This is a genomic window from Streptomyces sp. VRA16 Mangrove soil (genome assembly GCF_017377775.1).
Lineage (GTDB): Bacteria > Actinomycetota > Actinomycetes > Streptomycetales > Streptomycetaceae > Streptomyces.
Genome location: NZ_JAFVLN010000014.1, coordinates 80,828 through 98,703 on the forward strand (window position 1 = coordinate 80,828; position 17,876 = coordinate 98,703).

A 17,876-nucleotide genomic window follows, 5' to 3' on the forward strand; every position below is an offset into this window, starting at 1 on the left:
GGAAGCGGCCGGACAACAGCCCACCAGTCTACGTGGCTGTCACCCGGCCGCTCGCCACAGGCGAACCGTGCCGCTACTTGCTGCTCGGCTCCTTTGCGCGCTTCTCCACCGGGCCGCGGCGCACCGCACCCGGCGCGCTCCACTCGGAGCGCCGGCGGGCCCGCTTCTTGGCGGCCTCGGAGGACTCCAGCTGGTAGGGCACGGAGGTGACCATGATGCCGGGGGTGAACAGGAGCCGCCCCTTCAGCCTGAGCGCACTCTGGTTGTGCAGCAGGTGCTCGTACCAGTGGCCGACCACGTACTCGGGGATGATCACGCTGACCGCGTCGCGCGGCGACTCCCGGCGCAGGCTCTTCACGTACTCGATGATCGGCCGGGTGATCTCGCGGTAGGGCGAGTCGAGGACCTTGAGCGGTACGTCGATGCCGCGCCGCTCCCACTCCTCGCGCAGCGCCTTCGTCTCGGCCGGGTCGACGTTGACGCTGAGCGCTTCGAGGGTGTCCGTGCGCATCAGCTTGGCGTAGGCGAGCGCGCGCAGCGTCGGGCGGTGGATCTTGGAGACGAGGACGATCGAGTGGACCCGGGACGGGCGCACGCTGTCGTCGCTCGGGGTCTCCGGCGCGGCGATCTCCTCGGCGACGCGGTCGTAGTGCTTACGGATCGCGGTCATCGTCGCGTAGAAGATGCACATGCCGAGCAGCGCGACCCAGGCGCCGTGCGTGAACTTCGTGCACAGCACGACCACCAGGACCAGGCCGGTGAAGAACGCGCCGAACGTGTTGATCGCGCGGGAGCGGATCATGTGGCGGCGCTTCTCGGCGTCCTTCTCGGTGCGCAGGTGGCGGTTCCAGTGCCGCACCATGCCGGTCTGGCTCAGCGTGAACGAGACGAACACGCCCACGATGTAGAGCTGGATCAGACGGGTCGAGTCGGCGCCGTAGATGAAGACGAGCAGCATCGCGGCGCCGGCCAGCAGCACGATGCCGTTGGAGAACGCGAGACGGTCGCCGCGGGTGTGCAGCTGGCGCGGCAGGTAGCGGTCCTGCGCGAGGATCGAGCCGAGCAGCGGGAAGCCGTTGTACGCGGTGTTGGCCGCGAGGAACAGGACGAGCGCCGTGGCCGCGGCGAGCACGATGAACAGGAAGCTGCCGCTGCCGAAGACGGCCTCGGCGACCTGCGAGATCACCGGGTTCTGGACATAGCCGGAGCCGACCGCCGCCCCGTTGTGGATCAGGTCCGTCGCCGGGTTCTCGGCCATCCGTACGTCGGTCACGAGGGCGAGGACGATGATGCCGCAGAACATCGTGACGGCGAGGCCGCCCATGAGCGCGAGCGTGGTCGCCGCGTTCTTCGACTTGGGCTTGCGGAACGCGGGGACGCCGTTGGAGATCGCCTCGACACCGGTGAGCGCCGCACAGCCGGAGGAGAAGGCACGCAGCAGCAGGAAGACGAGGGCGAAGCCCGCCAGGCCCTGGTGCTCGGCCTTGATGTGGAAGTCGGCCGTGGGGGCCTTCATGGTGTCGCCGAGGACGACCCCGCGGAAGGCGCCCCAGACGATCATGATGAAGACGCCCGCCACGAAGACGTACGTCGGAATGGCGAAGAGCTTGCCGGACTCCTTCACGCCGCGCAGGTTCATCAGCGTCAGCAGGATGATCACCGCGACCGCGCAGAGCACCTTGTGCTCGACGACGAACGGGATGGCGGAGCCGAGGTTCTCGATACCGGAGGAGATGGAGACGGCGACGGTCAGGACGTAGTCGACGAGCAGGGCGCTGGCGACGGTGAGCCCGGCCTTCGGGCCGAGGTTGACGTTGGCCACCTCGTAGTCGCCGCCACCGCTCGGGTAGGCGTGCACGTTCTGCCGGTACGAGGCGACGACCGTGAACATCAGCACGACGACCGCGACCGCGATCCAGGGGCTGAAGTGGTACGCCGACACGCCCGCGATGGACAGGACCAGCAACACCTCACCGGGCGCGTACGCGACGGAGGACAGCGGGTCGGAGGCGAAAACGGGGAGTGCGATGCGCTTCGGCAGGAGCGTTTCTCCGAGCCGATCACTGCGCAGTGCGCGCCCGATCAAGATCCGTTTGGGCACGTCGGTCAGTTTGGACACGCAGAGGATCGTAAGCGTTCGAACGGGGGGCCGCCCACCCGCCACCCCCATTCGTCCTCAGGCCTCCCCCGACCCCTCCTTCGGACCTCCCTGAACCCCGTCCGTTCCCCCGTCCTTCTTCATGGCCGTGGCCTCGCTCTTGAGGATCCGCAGCGACTTGCCGACGGAGCGCGCCGTGTCGGGCAGTCGCTTCGCCCCGAACAGCATGATGAAGATGACGGCCACCACGAGCAGGTGCCAGGGCTCAAGGCCATTGCGGAGCATTCCGCCTCCTAGCGGGACCCGGTCTTCTTACGGAAAACCGATCGATGGTTGCTACATTGCGCAACTGTACAACCAAGCCACTACCCGGGAGGCACCCATGCCCGGCCGACGGCGCAGGCATCGCCCGCTCCGGCTCGCACTCGCCCTGACCGCCTCCCTGGCGGTCCTCGTCGCGGCGGGGGCGGGCTGGCTCTACCTGCATCTCAGCGGCAGCATCCACACGTTCAGCGCCGACGGCATCTCCGGCGACCGCCCCGCCGCGGGCTCGTCCGGCGGACAGAACGTCCTGGTCATCGGCTCCGACGCGCGCACCGGCGGCAACAGCTCGCTCGGCGGCGGCAACAAGAACGACATCGGCCGCTCCGACACCACGCTCCTGCTGCACATATACGCCGACCAGAAGCACGCGGTCGCGGTCTCGATCCCGCGCGACAGCCTCGTCACCGTCCCGCCGTGCAAGCTCCCGGACGGCACCTGGACGACGACGCGGCAGAACACCATGTTCAACGCCGCGTACTCGGTGGGCTCCACCGCCAAGGGCAACCCGGCCTGCACCCAGAACACCGTCGAGACGCTGACCGGCCTGCGCGTCGACCACACCGTCGTCGTCGACTTCAAGGGCTTCTCGTCCCTGACGGACGTGGTGGGCGGGGTGCGGGTCTGCCTGCCGCAGGACGTCTACGAGGGCGACCTGAACCCGCACCGGACCACGCGCGGCAAAATTCTGTTCAAGAAAGGGGAGCAGACGGTCTCGGGGGAACGCGCGCTCGATTACGTCCGCATCCGGCACGGTATCGGCGACGGCTCCGACATCGGCCGGATCAAGCGCCAGCAGGCGTTCATGGCGAGCCTGCTGAAGAAGATCCGCGAGGACGGCCTGACCCCGACGAAGCTGCTGCCGCTGGCCGATGCGGCGACCAAGTCGATGACGGTCGACCCCGGTCTCGGCTCCGCCGACAAACTGATCTCGTTCGCGATGTCCCTCAAGGGCATCGACCTGCACAACCTCCAGTTCGTGACGGTGCCCTGGCGGTACGAGGGTGCGCGCGTCGCCCTCGTCCAGCCGGACGCCGACCAGCTCTGGGCGGCCCTCAAGGCCGACCGCACCCTGGACGGCAAGGACGCGAGCGGCGGCAGAACCTCCGCCGCCGCGTCCCCCTCCCCCGCCGCCTCGTCGTCGCCGTCGTCCGGGAGCGGCATCGCGGTCGCCGTCTACAACGGCACCACCACGACCGGCCTCGCCGACACCGCCGCCACCGCCCTGAAGGAGGACGGCTTCACGGTCACCGGCACGGCGAACGCCGCCTCCCAGGACCGCACCGCGACGGTCGTCGAGTACGGCCCCGGCGAACGCGCGCAGGCCGAGACCGTGGCCGCCCGCTTCCCCGGCGCCGCGCTCACGTCCACGACCACCGCGGGCATCGACGTGGTCCTCGGCACGGACTACGCGCCCTCGGCCGGCCAGGGCTCCACGGCGAGCCCCTCGCCGACGGCCCCCGCGGACCTCGCCAAGGACGCCCGCTCGGGCGCCGCGAGCCCCTGCGAGGACCTCTCGTACGGCTCAGGCGCCTAGGGCGCGCCCGGCCTTGTCCCAGTTGGCGTGCAGCCGGTCGAGGTACGAGCGGGCCTGGCTGCCGGGGCTCGCGCCGCGGGCGAAGGCGAGCATGTTGCCCGCCCCGGTGTTGTAGCCGAGGGCGAGCAGCTCGTCGCGGGTGTACGGGCCGCTCCAGTGCGCGGGCAACTGGGCGGCCAGGTCGTGCAGGTGCCAGGCCTCGGCCTCGATCGCCAGGTCCGGGTCGTCGGGCAGCTCGTCCCAGCTCCGGCCGGCGAAGTCGCGGCCGCGCCTGGTCTCGTCGTACGTGGCCCGGTGCATGTTCGCGACACCGAAGGCGGCGTCGGGCTTGTAGCGTTGCCAGGCCCGTTCGAGCGACGGGTCGTGCGGTTTGTACGCCTCGTTGTAGAGGATCGCCATCACCAGCCGGGCGCTGACACCGGCCTGCCCGGCCCGGGTGCGGACCCAGGGGGCGTAGTCGGCGGGGTCGTAGCTGCCCGACGGCGGGGACGGTTTCGACGTCGGGCGCTGTGACGTTGACGACGTCGCGGGCGCGGAAGAAGCGGAAGAAGGGGAGGCCGGGGCGGACGACGCCGGTGACGGCGCGCCCCCGGACGGCGAACCGGACGCCGAGCCCGGCGGCGTCGCCCCCGCTCCCGACGACGCGTGCCCGCCCCGCACCACCACACCCCACACCACAACGGCGGCCACGACGAGCGCGAGCCACCCCCACCGCGTACGACGCCCGGCCATGCCCGCCTCCTGCCTCCGGTGCCCGCCAGTCTAGGAACCGGCCCGGCGCACGCGGACGATCTAGCCCCCGACGCGAAGGTCGAGTTCGAGCACATTGCCGATACGGTGGTCTAGAGCGCGAGCCGCATTTCAAGCCCGCACCGTGCCCGAGATCGAGCCGCACCGGCTGGACCGAGCCGCGAGAGAGAGACATGAGCAGGACGTTTACGCAGGTCAGAAGGCCTATGAGGAGTGCGGGGTAGGTCCGTGCATATCGTGATCATGGGCTGTGGCCGAGTAGGGTCCCAACTTGCCCAGACCCTGGAACAGCAGGGCCACACGGTCGCCGTGGTGGACCAGGACCCCACGGCCTTCCGCCGCCTGGGTTCCGGCTTCGGCGGGCGCCGTGTCACCGGTGTCGGTTTCGACCAGGACACCCTGCGCGAGGCCGGCATCGAGGAGGCGGGCGCCTTCGCCGCCGTCTCCAGCGGCGACAACTCCAACATCATCGCGGCCCGGGTGGCCCGCGAGATGTTCGGGATCGAGAACGTCGCGGCGCGCATCTACGACCCGCGCCGCGCCGAGGTCTACCAGCGCCTGGGCATCCCGACGGTCGCCACGGTCCGCTGGACCGCCGACCAGATGCTGCGCCGCCTGCTGCCGTCCGGCGCGGAGCCGCTGTGGCGCGACCCCACCGGCGGCGTCCAGCTCGCCGAGGTGCACGCCTCGCCGGCCTGGGTCGGCCACAAGATCAGCCGTCTCCAGGAGGAGACGGGCGTGCGCGTCGCGTTCCTGACCCGGCTCGGCGAGGCGATCCTGCCCACGTCGCAGACGGTGCTGCAGGAGGGCGACCTCGTCCACGTGATGATGCGCACGGACGACGTCGAGAAGGTCGAGGCGTCGTTCGCCGAGGGCCCTGAAGAGGAGGGCGGTCACTGATGAGGGTCGCCATTGCCGGAGCCGGAGCCGTCGGCCGCTCGATCGCGGGCGAACTGCTGGAGAACGGCCACGAGGTCCTCCTCGTCGACAAGGCGCCGACCGCCATCTCGGTCGAGCGCGTCCCGCAGGCGGAGTGGCTGCTCGCCGACGCCTGCGAGATCACGTCCCTGGACGAGGCGGCGCTGCAGCGCTGCAACGTGGTCATCGCGGCCACGGGTGACGACAAGGTGAACCTGGTCGTCTCCCTGCTCGCGAAGACCGAGTACGGGGTCCCGCGGGTCGTCGCCCGCGTCAACAACCCGAAGAACGAGTGGCTGTTCAACGAGTCGTGGGGCGTCGACGTCGCCGTCTCCACCCCGCGCCTCATGTCGGCCCTCGTCGAGGAGGCGGTCAGCGTCGGCGACCTGGTCCGTCTGCTCCGCTTCAGCCACGGCGACGCCAACCTGGTCGAGCTGACGCTCCCGCCGGAGTCGGCCCTGGCCGGCACGCGCGTGGGCGACGTCCAGTGGCCGGAGGACACGTCCCTGGTGACGATCATCCGCGGCACGCGCGTCCTGGCCCCCAGCCAGGAGGACTCCCTGGAGGCGGGCGACGAGCTCCTGTTCGTCGCGGCGCAGGCACGGGAGGAACAGCTGGAGGACCTGCTGTCGGTGCGGCGCGAGGACGCGTAGGCAGGCAGAAGACGGAAAGGGTGGCGCCCCGAGCACAGGCTCGGGGCGCCACCCTTTCGTCCGTCCGGGCCGGAGGTCAGGCCTCGCGGCGGTGCCGCGCGCCCCCACCGCTCTCGGCTCGGGCCGCCTTGGCCTCCTGCTCGGCCTTCTCGGCGGCTTCCATCTCCGCGAACACATCGATGGGCGCGGGCGCCTTCGCCAGGAACACCCACGTCAGCCACACGGCGAGCAGGAACGGCGGAATCTTCAGCGCGACGAGCACCCAGCCGAACTTCGCCGTGTCCGCCCACCAGTACATCGGGAACAGCACCGCGCACTTGGCGAGCAGAATGAGCCCCCAGGCCCAACTCGCCTTCGCGTAGGCCTTCTTGCGGCCGGGGTTACGCGTGCGCCACGACAGGTTCTCCTTGAACACCGGCCCGAGGATCAGACCGATCAGGGGAACACCGCAGAGCGTCGTCACGATGTACGCGAGCGCCAGCCCCAGTGTGTAGAGCATGCCCGGCAGGTAGAAGTCCTTGGCGTTGCCGGTCATCATCGCGAAGACGACGCCGAAGGCGACGCCGAAGACACCGCTGAAGGCGTGCTTGACGGTGTCCTTCATGACCAGGCGTACGACGACCAGGACCAGGGACACCGCGAGGGCCGCGATGGCCGACATGTGCAGGTCCTTGTTGATCGTGAAGATGGTCACGAAGAGGAGACCGGGCACGACGGTCTCCACCATGCCCCGCACGCCACCGAAGGCCTCGAAGAGCGCGGCCTCGGTCACCGCCCTGTCCGCGGCGGTGTCCTGGTCTGCTGATTCGCGGTCGGTCGGCTTGTCGAGGGACGTCACCGGCTACTCCCGTCCGAGCGGTCTGAGTTCGTACTTCGGGTTGAAGAGCACCCTACGGCCCCTGCTCATCGAGATCCGCCCCGATGCGATGAGCTTGCGGCCCGGCTCGATGCCCACGATCGAGCGCCGGCCGAGCCAGACCACGTCGAGGGCGGCCGAGCCGTCGAACAACTCCGCTTCCAGGGCGGGGACTCCGGCGCGTGGCCGTAGGGTCACCGTGCGCAACGTACCAGTAACCGTGACGACCTGTCGGTCGTGGCAGTCACCGATGCGCGTACAGCCCGTGGTCTCCGCGTCCTCGCGCAGCTCCTCCGACTCCAGGTCCTCCTGCGAGGTGGACAGTCGGTCGAGCATGCGCCGGAAACGGCCCGCAACAGCACTCATGCAAGAAGCGTACCCGGGCCCACGGACACGGACTCAGGGGCTGTGACGGGGGCTACTTCTCGAACCTGTATCCCATCCCGGGCTCGGTGATGAAGTGCCGCGGGTGCGAGGGATCCGTCTCCAGCTTGCGGCGCAACTGCGCCATGTACACACGGAGATAGTTCGTCTCCGTACCGTAAGAAGGCCCCCACACCTCTTGCAGCAGCTGCTTTTGGCTCACCAGGCGTCCCGTGTTGCGCACCAGCACCTCCAGGAGGTGCCACTCGGTGGGTGTGAGCCGGACGTCGCGCCCGTTCCGGTTGACCTTCTTGGCGGCCATGTCGACGGTGAAGTCGGAGGTCTCGACGATGCCCTCGTCCTCGCCGCCGCCGGTCGGCTCGGCCCGCCGCACGGCCGCGCGCAGGCGCGCGAGCAGCTCGTCCATGCCGAAGGGCTTGGTGACGTAGTCGTCGGCGCCCGCGTCGAGCGCCTCGACCTTCTCGTCCGAGGAGTGCCGGGCGGAGAGCACCAGGATCGGTACCCGGGTCCAGCCGCGCAGCCCCCTGATCACCTCGACGCCGTCCATGTCGGGCAGGCCCAGGTCGAGAACGACCACGTCGGGGTGGCGGGCGGCGGCCAGCTGGAGCGCCTGCGCGCCGTCGGCGGCGGCGTCCACCTCGTACTTGCGCGCCTTCAGGTTGATGACGAGGGCGCGGACGATCTGCGGTTCGTCGTCGACCACGAGCACCCGGGTCATGCGGGCCTGCCTCTCTGAGATGTCGTACGGATCAATGGTTGATCAAGTGCTGCCGACGGCTCCGGGGCCATGCCGGCCACCCGAAGCGTCAGCACCATGGTGAGGCCGCCGCCGGGGGTGTCCTCTGCCGTGAGGGTGCCGCCCATCGCCTCGACGAAGCCCCGCGCGACCGCGAGCCCGAGACCGACGCCCGCGCCCCGGGGAGCGTCACCGTAGCGCTGGAAGGGCGCGAAGATACGGTGCTTCGCCTCGTCGGGGACGCCGGGGCCGCGGTCCACGACGCGTAGCTCGACGCGGTCGCCGAGCGCGCTGGCGGCCACCAGGACGGGCTCGTCGGAAGGGCTGTACTTCACGGCGTTCTCGACGATGTTGGCGACGGCCCGCTCCAGAAGCCCCTTGTCGACGCTGACCATCGGCAGTGTCTCGGGGATGTCGAGGTCGACGCTGAGGTCCGGGTCGGGGACGCCGACGAGCGCCATCGGCACCACCTCGTCGAGGTCGATCTCCCTGATGAGCGGTGTGACCGTACCGGTCTGGAGGCGCGACATGTCGAGCAGGTTGCCCACCAGGTGATCGAGACGGTCGGCGCCCTCCTCGATCCCGGCGAGCAGCTCCGCCTGGTCCTCCGCCGACCACTCGATGTCCTCGGAGCGCAGCGAGGACACGGACGCCTTGATGCCGGCGAGCGGGGTGCGCAGATCGTGCGAGACGGCGGCCAGCAGGGCCGTGCGGATGCGGTTGCCTTCGGCGAGGGTGCGGGCCTGGTCGGCTTCGGACTGCAGCCGCTGCCGGTCGAGCACGACGGCGGCCTGGGCGGCGAAGGCGGCGAGTACGCGCCGGTCCTCCGCGGGCAGCACGCGGCCGGACAGGGCGAGCGCCATGTGGTCCCCGACCGGCATGTCGACGTCGGCGTCCTCGGGCCGCCCCAGCGGCCGGGGCCCGACACTGCCCGCACACGTCCACGGCTCGGTGTCGCCCTCCCGCTCCAGGAGGGCGACGGACTCCATGGCGAACGTCTCCCGTACGCGCTCCAGGAGCGCCTCCAGACTGGTCTCGCCGCGCAGCACGCTGCCCGCGAGGAACGAGAGGATCTCCGACTCGGCGCGCAGCCGTGCGGCCTGGTGCGTGCGGCGTGCCGCCAGGTCCACCACGGAGGCGACCGACACCGCGACCCCCACGAAGATCACGATGGCCACGATGTTCTTGGGGTCGGCGATGGTCCACAGGTGCAGCGGCGGGGTGAAGAAGTAGTTCAGCAGGAGCGAGCCGAACGCGGCCGAGGCGAGCGCCGGCAGGAGGCCGCCGACCAGCGCCGCCGCGACGGTCACCGACAGGAACATCAGCATGTCGTTGGCGAGGCCGAGGTCGCTGTCGGCGTTGGTGAGGACCGTCGCGAGCAGCGCGGGCCCGCCGACGCCGACGAGCCAGCCCCACAGCACCCGGGACCGGCCGAGTCTGGCCCCGCGGGCGACGGGCAGGCCGCGCCCCTTGGCGACCTCCTCGTGCGTGACGATGTGCACGTCGAGGTCGGGCCCCGACTCGCGTGCGACGGTCGCGCCGACGCCGGGCCCGAACATGTACTGCCAGGTCTTGCGGCGTGAGGAGCCGAGCACGATCTGGGTGGCGTTGACCCCGCGCGCGAACTCCAGGAGGGCCGCCGGGATGTCGTCGCCGATGACGTGGTGGAACGTTCCGCCAAGATCCTCGACCAGGGTGCGCTGGACGGCCAGCTCCTTGGGCGAGGCGGCGGTGAGTCCGTCGCTGCGCGCGATGTAGACGGCGAGCACCTCGCCGCCGGCGCCCTTCTCGGCGAGCCGCGCGGCACGTCTGATCAACGTACGGCCTTCAGGACCGCCGGTGAGTCCGACGACGATGCGCTCACGGGCCTGCCAGGTGGAGCGGATGTTGTGCTGGCCCCGGTACTCCTGGAGGTACTCGTCGGCCCGGTCGGCGACCCAGAGGAGGGCCAGCTCGCGCAGGGCCGTGAGGTTTCCGGGGCGGAAGTAGTTGGAGAGCGCCGCGTCGACCTTGTCCGGCTTGTAGATGTTGCCGTGCGCCATGCGGCGGCGCAGCGCCTGGGGCGACATGTCGACCAGCTCGATCTGATCGGCACGCCGGACGATCTCGTCCGGGACCGTCTCCCGCTGCCGGACGCCGGTGATCGACTCGACGACGTCGCCCAGGGACTCCAGGTGCTGAATGTTGACAGTCGACACGACGTCGATGCCCGCGGCCAGCAGTTCCTCGACGTCCTGCCAGCGCTTGGCGTTGCGCGAGCCGGGGACGTTGGTGTGGGCGAGCTCGTCGACGAGGGCGACGGCGGGGTCGCGCCGCAGGACGGCGTCGACGTCCATCTCGTGGAAGACGGACCCGCGGTACTCGATCTCGACGCGTGCGACCTGCTCCAGGCCGTGCAGCATCACCTCGGTCCGCGTCCGCCCGTGGTGCTCGACGAACGCGACCACACAGTCGGTGCCGCGCTCGACGCGCCGGTGCGCCTCGGAGAGCATCGCGTACGTCTTGCCGACGCCCGGTGCCGATCCGAGGTAGATCCGTAGCTTGCCGCGTCCCATGGCCCCATTGTCTTTCAGTCACTGCTGCACGCAGTGTCGACCTTACGGTCAGCAATTTGGACAAATGGGACGGACGCCTGATGGGCGGGCGGCTTTGACGCAACCCTGATGCGTCGAAGCCGCCCGCCCGCGCCGGTCTAGCTGGGGTTCTCGGCGTGCGTGAGGGTCTCCCAGGCCACGAACAGGTTGTTGGACCCGGCGGGCCGCTGCTGCTCGGTGAGCTTCTGGGTGTTGGTCATGGCGACGCCCAGGCGGGTGTGCAGGGCGTTGTAGCCGACCTCGGTGACCGGCCCGAGCCCGCGGTTGACCGTGCCGCCGCACAGCCAGCTCGGCGGCGTCTCACCGAGCTCGTACTTGGACTGGAAGCCGAGCGCCTGCCGCAGCCGCTCGCCGACGTCGGTGCCGTACAGGTCCTGCCCCTGGATCCGGCTGGTCTCGGCGATGTGCGAGATGGCGGAGATGCCGTACCCGGTGTGCGTGAAGTCGCGGCAGCTCTCCTGGGTCAGCCCGGTCACGAAGGTCGACTGGCCCTGCCAGTAGCTGACGATCTTGGCCTTGGTGTCGAGGTTCTGACTCGGCACCGTCTTGGGCAGGTCCCCGTCCGAGGCCAGATAGACGTACGCGGCCGTACGCGTCCTGAACTTCGCCATCGCCTTGTCGTACGAGGTCTTGTCCTCCAGGAAGACGGAGATGCCGACGGCGGCCTCCATCATCGACAGCTCCCAATTGCCGTTGGAGTTCGAGCCGTTGATGACCTCGGGCAGATAGACGTCCCGCAGCATCGTCTTGAACCGGCCCTCGTTGGCCCAGCCGCCGCTGTACGTGTACGCGATGATCTCGGCGGCCTTGGGCCAGGAGGAGCCGGCCCAGCCGGTCTGCAGCGGCGCGTTGCTGTTGGTGTGCTCCTGGATGGTGCCGGACCAGGCATCCATGAGCGCGATGGACTTCTTCGCGTAGCGTTCGTCGCGGGTGAAGTACCAGGCGAGCGCGTCGGTGTACGCGGCTATCGCGTCCTCGCGCTCGTCCGTGCAGCCGTAGTTGGGGTTGGAGTACGAGCCGCACTCGACGGTCGCCCGGGGCTTGGGCGTGCGGTTCAGGTCGGCGTACTTGCTCGCCATCATCTGGTCGAAGGCACCCTTCCAGGGCTGCGCCCCGGCGTCGACCTTGGCCTTGGCGAAGTCCAACTGCCCCCGGGAGACGGTGACTCCGGGGTGGCTGAAGGTGACGGGCGCGGCCTCGGCGCGGTCGGCGCCGGGCCAGGCGACGACGCCGGCGGCCACGGCCGCGAGGGCGGTGGTGAGGGTGGCAAGCAGGGTGGTGCGCGATCTTCTGTGACGAGCCTGCATGGTGGGGGCCATCCGTTCTCGTATATGAACGCGAGGCGTCGATGTGAACACGACGCTGGGCGGTGACCCTAGGTACGGACCAGGCTTCCGTCAATACCTGAAGAAAGAAAGGCAGTTGAGCGGCCCGGGACACAGAAGGAGGGACACAGCAGGAGAGACACAGGAGGACCGGGACACGGAAAGACGGGTACACGGAAAGACGGGCACGCGGAAAGGCCGGGGGCCACGCATCCCGAAGGACGCGTGGCCCCCGGCCACGTACAACAGCTGTAGTGCGTCAGCGCACTTCGGTGATCTCCGGGCCACGGGCCAGCTGGCCCATGCCGCCGCCGAAGCGCGAGCCCTCCTGGGCGTCCTGACCGGCGCCCTCGGCGACCATCTGCGCGTCGTCCGGGAGCTTGAGGACGATCGGGTCGCGCGGGGCCATCGGGCCCTCGCCGCGCACCACGACCGTGTCACGGAAGATCTGCTCCAGCAGGCCCGCGGCCTGCGGCTGCACCGCGCCCTGGCCGGAGATCACGCCGCGCAGGAACCAGCGCGGGCCGTCCACACCGATGAACCGGACGACCTGGAAGCCGCCCGTCCCGTCGGGCAGCTGCACCGGCACCTGGGCGCGCAGCTCCCAGCCGAGCGAACCCTCGACCTCGTCGATGACACCACCCTGCTGAGTGATGCCCGTGGCGATCTCCTCGCGGACCTCGCCCCAGATGCCCTCCTTCTTGGGGGCGGCGAAGGCCTGCAGCTGGATCGCGCTGTCCTGGAGGACGACGGTCGCCGCGACGATCGCGTCACCCGCGACCTCGACGCGCAGCTCCATGCCCTCGACACCGGGGACGAAGAGTCCACCGAGGTCGACCCGGCCCTCGCCGGGCTCACGGACCTCGGAGTCGTCCCAGGGGCCGTCGGGACGCGGCTCGGGCTCGAGCCGGACACGCTCCGACTCGGCCTCGTCGGCACTGTCGACGCTGTCGACGACCTGCTCGGCCTCGCCCGCCGCGTCCACTGCGTCGTCAGCGGAGCTGTTCTTCTTGCGACGTCCGAACACGTCACTGTCCTTCCCGGTCGGATACGACCGAAGCGTATCGATTCCCACCCTTTTGACCGTCCGAGCCCTCGGCGGAGCCCACAGATGCATGCCCGCCGGTGGACCCGAAGCCCCCCTCGGCCCGCACCGATTCGGGAAGCTCCGCGACCTCCTGGAAGCGGACCCTCTCGACCTGCTGGACGACCAGTTGGGCAATCCGGTCGAAGCGCTCGAACCGCACGCTCTCGCGCGGGTCGAGATTCACCACGATCACCTTGATCTCCCCACGGTACCCGGCATCCACCGTCCCCGGGGCATTCACCAGGGCGACACCGCAGCGGGCGGCGAGACCGGATCGCGGGTGCACGAAGGCCGCGTACCCCTCGGGCAGCGCGACAGACACTCCGGTCGGCAGGACGACCCGCTCGCCGGGTGCGATCTCGCACGCCTCAGTGGTCCGCAGATCGGCGCCGGCGTCGCCCGGGTGCGCGTACGCGGGCAGGGGCACGTCGGGATCGACGCGCCGGATGAGTACGTCAAGCGTCACGGGTTCACCTCGAAGGCACGGGCACGCCGGAGCTGGTCCGGGTCGCTCATGGCCGCCTGGATCTCTTCCTGGCGGCCGTTGTCGATGAAGTGGTCGACCTTCACCTCGATGAAGAGGGCGTCGGCACGGACGGCGACCGGCCCGTCGGGGCCGCCGATCCTGCCGGTCGCGGTCGAGTAGATCTTGCGTCCGGCGACGGCGGTGATCTCGGCGGACAGATGCAGCACGGTGCCCACGGGCACGGGCAGCACATAGTCCGTCTCCAGGCGGCCGGTGACGGCGATGGTCTGCGTCAGCCAGTTCAGCGAGCCGAGCGTCTCGTCGAGCGCGGTGGCCAGCAGCCCGCCGTGGGCGAGACCGGGCGCGCCCTGGTGCGCCGGGCGCACGGTGAACTCGGCGGTCACGGTCACACCCTCGCCGGCCCGCGCCTCCAGGTGCAGCCCGTGCGGCTGTTCGTCACCGCAGCCGAAGCAGTGTCCGTAGTGGGCGCCGAGGAGCTCGCCGGGGGCGGGCGCGTCGGGGTGCCGCACCGGGGCTATGGCGTCGGCCGGGGGCGTCAGAGCTGCTGAAGTACCACTCACAGGCGCAGACCTTACCCGCGAGTCCTGAGGGTTCACGCATCGTGCCAAGCTTGTCCGCATGGAGCTCTCGACGACGCCTTACGAAGAACGACTCACCGCGCCCCGTTCGTGGTGGCTCGTCACATTCCTCGTGGGTCTCGCCTGCGGCATCGTCGCGCTGCCCTTCGGCACGCTGCCGCTGCTCGGCGGCTTCGTCGCGGGCCTGCTGGTGGCGGCCGTGATCACCAGCTCGTACGGCTCGATCCGGATCCGCGTCGTGGGCGACTCGCTGGTCGCGGGCGACGCCAAGATTCCGCTCTCCGCCCTCGGTGACGTGCACATTCTCGATGCGGAAGAGGCCCGCGCCTGGCGAACGCACAAGGCGGACCCGCGCGCGTTCATGCTGCTGCGCAGCTACGTCCCGACGGCGGTGCGCGCCGAGATCACGGACCCGCAGGACCCGACCCCGTACGTGTACCTCTCGACCCGTGAACCTGAAGCTTTGGCAAAGGCTCTCGGCGCGGGCGCCTGAGGGCCCTCTCCGAGCTCTTCCCCGGGCTGCGCCAGGGGGCTCAGGCCTCCAGCTCCAGGGGGTTCTCCGGGGCCTCCAGGGGCGGCAGGTCGGCGAGTGCGTCCCACGGCACCTGGACGGCCCGCAGGTCCTTGCGGATGCGCTCGGCGAGCTTCCTGGTGTCGCGCCGGTTCATGGCCGCTCCGACGGCGGCGCCGATCAGGAACGGAGTGAGCATCGGCAGATTGCGCACCATGCGTTTCATGATCTGCTGGCGCAGCTCGCGCTTCATCTGGCCGCCCAGCGCCACGTTGATCGTCGCGGGTTTGCGCACGTCGATGCCGCGCTCGTCGGACCACGAGCTCAGATAGGTCGTGGTGCGGTCCTTGAGGCCGCCCGGCGGGCGCACCCCGTAGACCTCGTACAGCTCGGCGATGAGCTTCAGCTCGATGGCGGCCACGCCGGTGATCTCCGTGGCCAGTTCGGTCGGCATCGCGGGCGGTACCGGCAGCATGGCCGCGGCGCCCACTCCGGCGCCCACGGTCGAGGTCGCGTTCGCCGCGCCGGTGACGAGTTTGTCCGCGAGCTGCTCGGGCGTGAGGCCCGGGAACTGCCTGCGGAGGGTCGCCAGGTCCCGTACGGGTACCCGTGGCGCGTTCTTGATGATCTGGTCGGCGAGATAGCCGATGCCGGCCTTGGCCGCGGCGGCGCTCCTGGTCACCCCCAGGCGCGCGACACTGCCGCTCCTGGCCATGCTCGCCCGGGCGACGTCGCCACTGCGGCGCACGCCGTCCTTGACGGCACTCGCCCGGCGCCGGGCGAGCTGTGCTCTGGTCTCGGTGCCCGAGGCCGCCTCGGCCTCGCTCACCTCGACGGCGTCGACGGCGTCCGCTGCCGCGGCCGCCGCCAGATCGCCCGTCGCCTCGTGTCCGTCCGCCGATTCGAGCGAGGCCGCTTCACCGGGGCCACCGGGGGCCTCGGGGAAAGAGCCTCGCTCGTCGTCACGCACGGCCTCTGACGGGCCTTGTACCGCGTCCCGGCGCTTGGTCCAGGTGCGGCGCTTCCAGGGCGGGGTCGAGCCGGTCATGCCCGACCCTGCCTCAGTCGCAGTCGCGGCAGATCGGCTGCCCGTTCTTCTCCCGCGCGAGCTGGCTCCGGTGGTGCACAAGGAAGCAGCTCATGCAGGTGAACTCGTCCTGCTGCTTGGGCAGGACGCGGACGGCCAACTCCTCGTTCGAGAGGTCGGCGCCCGGGAGCTCCAGGCCCTCGGCCGCCTCGAACTCGTCCACGTCGACGTTCGACGCGGACTTGTCGTTCCGCCGGGACTTCAGCTCTTCGATGCTGTCCTCGTTGAGGTCGTCATCGGTCTTGCGTGGGGTGTCGTAATCCGTTGCCATGTCGCTCTCCCCCTCTGGGTGTCTGCGGTGTCTCAGCGCACGTAACGCATGAGAGGCCGGACTTGTGCCCGACCTGAGGCGGAGATTTTGCCTCACATCAAGGTCTGTTACTCAATCGACACCCAACCGGATCCCTCGAGAGTGATCAGCTTGGGTGGCGAACGGGACCGTACACGGTCCACATGTCGCACTGCACGAGCGCCATCCCGTGTACTTCCCGTGATCAAGGCGCCCGAAAACCCGGATTTTCCAGGCTTTCCGACGCCTTGTGCGATCACGGAGAGTAGATGGCCGGAAATTCGCCCATGTGATCGATCACACACGGATTCTCCGGGCGCAGGTCCCGAAAATTCCGCTAAAAGCGAACTCCGTCAGCGCGTCGGCGGAAGCATGTCAGATCCGCACGCGCCGCGCACGTCGAACCCTCCTAGAGCGGCAGGGTGACGCGCATCACGAGGCCACCCCCTTCGCGGGGCTCGGCGGCGATACGCCCGCCGTGGGCGCGCGCCACGGACCGCGCGATGGACAGACCGAGGCCCACGCCCTTGTCGCTGCCGGTCCGCTCGGTGCGCAGCCGCCGGAACGGCTCGAAGAGGTTGTCGATCTCGTAGGCGGGGACCACGGGCCCGGTGTTGGCGACGACGAGCACCGCCTGGCCGTGCTGCGCCTCGGTGTCGACCTCGACCCAGCCGCCTTCGGGGACGTTGTAGCGGATCGCGTTCTGTACGAGGTTCAGCGCGATCCGCTCCAGCAGTACGCCGTTGCCCTGGACGACCGCTTCCTTGCGCTCGCCGCGGATCTCCACGCCCTTGTCGTCGGCCTCGGACCTGGCCTGGTCGATCGCCTGGGAGGCGACCTCCGCCAGGTTCACGGGCTTGCGCTCCACGATCTGGTTGTCGCTGCGGGCGAGCAGCAGCAGGCCCTCCACGAGCTGCTCACTGCGCTCGTTGGTGGCCAGCAGCGTCTTGCCGAGCTGCTGGAGTTCGACAGGGGCGCCCGGATCGGAGAGATGGACCTCCAGGAGGGTCCGGTTGATCGCGAGCGGTGTGCGCAGCTCGTGCGAGGCGTTGCCGACGAAGCGCTGCTGCGCCGTGAAGGCCCGCTCCAGGCGGTCGAGCATGTCGTCGAAGGTGTCCGACAGCTCCTTGAGCTCGTCGTCCGGCCCGTCCAGCTCGATGCGGCGCGTCAGGTCGGTGCCGGCCACGCGGCGCGCGGTGCGCGTGATGCGGCCGAGCGGGGACAGGACGCGGCCCGCCATCGCGTAGCCGAAGGCGAAGGCGATGATCGCGAGGCCGAGCAGCGCCATCAGGGAGCGGCTCAGCAGGACGTCGAGGGCGTGCTGGCGCTGCTGGTTGACGCAGGTGCTCAGCGCGTCGTTCAGCTGCGAGTCCGACGGGTTCGACGGGAACGTGCAGACACTGCTGATGATGCTGACGCCGTTGTCGTTCTTGACGATCTTGAACGGCAGCTCGCTGCCCACATTCAGTGCCTGTGCCGCGAGCAGATAGATGATCGACAGCAGCAGGATGCCCGCGATCAGGAACATGCCTCCGTAGAGGAGCGTGAGCCTTATGCGGATGGTGGGGCGCAGCCAGGGGAAGGGCGCGTCGTCCTTCGGTCCCGGCATCCAGGTCGGCTTGGGTGGCGCCGAGGGCTTCGGCGGCGCGGGTGAAGAGGCCATCG

General features: G+C 69.9%; 18 protein-coding genes. 4 read left to right on the forward strand and 14 right to left on the reverse strand.

The features are described 5' to 3' along the window. Window positions 1–73: 73 nt before the first annotated feature. Window positions 74–2,119 (reverse strand): APC family permease, encoded by a 2,046-nt coding sequence (locus J3486_RS31305; protein WP_207826401.1) that lies wholly within the window; start codon window positions 2,117–2,119, stop codon window positions 74–76. Window positions 2,120–2,176: 57 nt separating this feature from the next. Further along, window positions 2,177–2,383 (reverse strand): Sec-independent protein translocase subunit TatA, encoded by a 207-nt coding sequence (gene tatA, locus J3486_RS31310; protein ID WP_207826402.1) that lies wholly within the window; start codon window positions 2,381–2,383, stop codon window positions 2,177–2,179. A 97-nt stretch (window positions 2,384–2,480) separates the two neighbouring features. Between tatA and J3486_RS31315 the strand changes: the two genes are divergently transcribed. After that, window positions 2,481–3,956 carry an LCP family protein gene (locus J3486_RS31315; protein WP_229378900.1) on the forward strand — a complete coding sequence of 492 codons (1,476 nt, stop codon included), beginning with the start codon at window positions 2,481–2,483 and terminating at the stop codon, window positions 3,954–3,956. Here the strand turns inward: J3486_RS31315 and J3486_RS31320 are convergent. Beyond that, a complete protein-coding gene (locus J3486_RS31320) occupies window positions 3,945–4,688 on the reverse strand; it encodes a lytic transglycosylase domain-containing protein (RefSeq protein ID WP_207826406.1) in 744 nt (247 codons plus the stop codon). The two genes, J3486_RS31315 and J3486_RS31320, sit on opposite strands and share 12 nt — an antisense overlap. Window positions 4,689–4,934: 246 nt before the next feature. Here J3486_RS31320 and J3486_RS31325 point away from each other — a divergent pair, with 246 nt between their 5' ends. Together J3486_RS31325 and J3486_RS31330 are read left to right on the forward strand one after the other, a co-directional pair. Continuing rightward, a complete protein-coding gene (locus J3486_RS31325) occupies window positions 4,935–5,606 on the forward strand; it encodes a TrkA family potassium uptake protein (RefSeq protein WP_207826407.1) in 672 nt (223 codons plus the stop codon). Next, window positions 5,606–6,277 carry a TrkA family potassium uptake protein gene (locus tag J3486_RS31330; protein WP_207826409.1) on the forward strand — a complete coding sequence of 224 codons (672 nt, stop codon included), beginning with the start codon at window positions 5,606–5,608 and terminating at the stop codon, window positions 6,275–6,277. Before J3486_RS31325 ends, J3486_RS31330 begins: the two co-directional genes overlap by 1 nt. A 76-nt stretch (window positions 6,278–6,353) precedes the next feature. Here J3486_RS31330 and J3486_RS31335 read toward each other — a convergent pair whose 3' ends face one another. The 8 genes from J3486_RS31335 to J3486_RS31370 form a co-directional block, all read right to left on the reverse strand. Beyond that, window positions 6,354–7,115 carry a DUF3159 domain-containing protein gene (locus tag J3486_RS31335; RefSeq protein WP_207826410.1) on the reverse strand — a complete coding sequence of 254 codons (762 nt, stop codon included), beginning with the start codon at window positions 7,113–7,115 and terminating at the stop codon, window positions 6,354–6,356. Between the two features lie 3 nt (window positions 7,116–7,118). Next, window positions 7,119–7,499 (reverse strand): OB-fold nucleic acid binding domain-containing protein, encoded by a 381-nt coding sequence (locus J3486_RS31340; protein ID WP_307805007.1) that lies wholly within the window; start codon window positions 7,497–7,499, stop codon window positions 7,119–7,121. Between the two features lie 52 nt (window positions 7,500–7,551). After that, window positions 7,552–8,235, reverse strand: coding sequence for a response regulator (locus tag J3486_RS31345; RefSeq protein ID WP_207826411.1), 684 nt, complete (start codon window positions 8,233–8,235; stop codon window positions 7,552–7,554). Continuing rightward, window positions 8,232–10,808 carry a sensor histidine kinase KdpD gene (locus J3486_RS31350; RefSeq protein ID WP_207826412.1) on the reverse strand — a complete coding sequence of 859 codons (2,577 nt, stop codon included), beginning with the start codon at window positions 10,806–10,808 and terminating at the stop codon, window positions 8,232–8,234. The genes J3486_RS31345 and J3486_RS31350 overlap by 4 nt, the downstream gene beginning before the upstream one ends. Window positions 10,809–10,945: 137 nt before the next feature. Then, window positions 10,946–12,166, reverse strand: coding sequence for an alginate lyase family protein (locus J3486_RS31355; RefSeq protein ID WP_207826413.1), 1,221 nt, complete (start codon window positions 12,164–12,166; stop codon window positions 10,946–10,948). Window positions 12,167–12,431: 265 nt separating this feature from the next. Next, complete coding sequence (locus tag J3486_RS31360; protein WP_207826414.1) at window positions 12,432–13,199, reverse strand: DUF3710 domain-containing protein; 768 nt, start codon at window positions 13,197–13,199, stop codon at window positions 12,432–12,434. Between the two features lies 1 nt (window position 13,200). Then, window positions 13,201–13,725, reverse strand: coding sequence for a dUTP diphosphatase (gene dut, locus J3486_RS31365; RefSeq protein ID WP_207826415.1), 525 nt, complete (start codon window positions 13,723–13,725; stop codon window positions 13,201–13,203). Beyond that, window positions 13,722–14,306, reverse strand: a complete 585-nt coding sequence (locus J3486_RS31370; protein WP_207826416.1) for a PaaI family thioesterase — start codon at window positions 14,304–14,306, stop codon at window positions 13,722–13,724. Before J3486_RS31370 ends, dut begins: the two co-directional genes overlap by 4 nt. 58 nt (window positions 14,307–14,364) lie before the next feature. On the opposite strand from J3486_RS31370, the gene J3486_RS31375 reads away from it, so the two are divergent. After that, complete coding sequence (locus J3486_RS31375) at window positions 14,365–14,817, forward strand: DUF3093 domain-containing protein (protein ID WP_207826418.1); 453 nt, start codon at window positions 14,365–14,367, stop codon at window positions 14,815–14,817. A gap of 40 nt (window positions 14,818–14,857) precedes the next feature. On the opposite strand, the gene J3486_RS31380 is transcribed toward J3486_RS31375, so the two are convergent. The 3 genes from J3486_RS31380 to J3486_RS31390 all read right to left on the reverse strand — a co-directional run bounded on the left by J3486_RS31380 (window position 14,858) and on the right by J3486_RS31390 (window position 17,874). Beyond that, on the reverse strand, window positions 14,858–15,883 hold the full coding sequence (locus tag J3486_RS31380; RefSeq protein WP_207826420.1) for a hypothetical protein: 1,026 nt from the start codon (window positions 15,881–15,883) through the stop codon (window positions 14,858–14,860). 13 nt (window positions 15,884–15,896) lie between these two features. Then, entirely contained in the window at window positions 15,897–16,193 is a 297-nt protein-coding gene (locus J3486_RS31385; RefSeq protein WP_018535993.1) for a DUF4193 domain-containing protein, read from the reverse strand. 427 nt (window positions 16,194–16,620) lie between these two features. After that, a complete protein-coding gene (locus J3486_RS31390; RefSeq protein WP_207826422.1) occupies window positions 16,621–17,874 on the reverse strand; it encodes a HAMP domain-containing sensor histidine kinase in 1,254 nt (417 codons plus the stop codon). Window positions 17,875–17,876 lie beyond the last annotated feature (2 nt).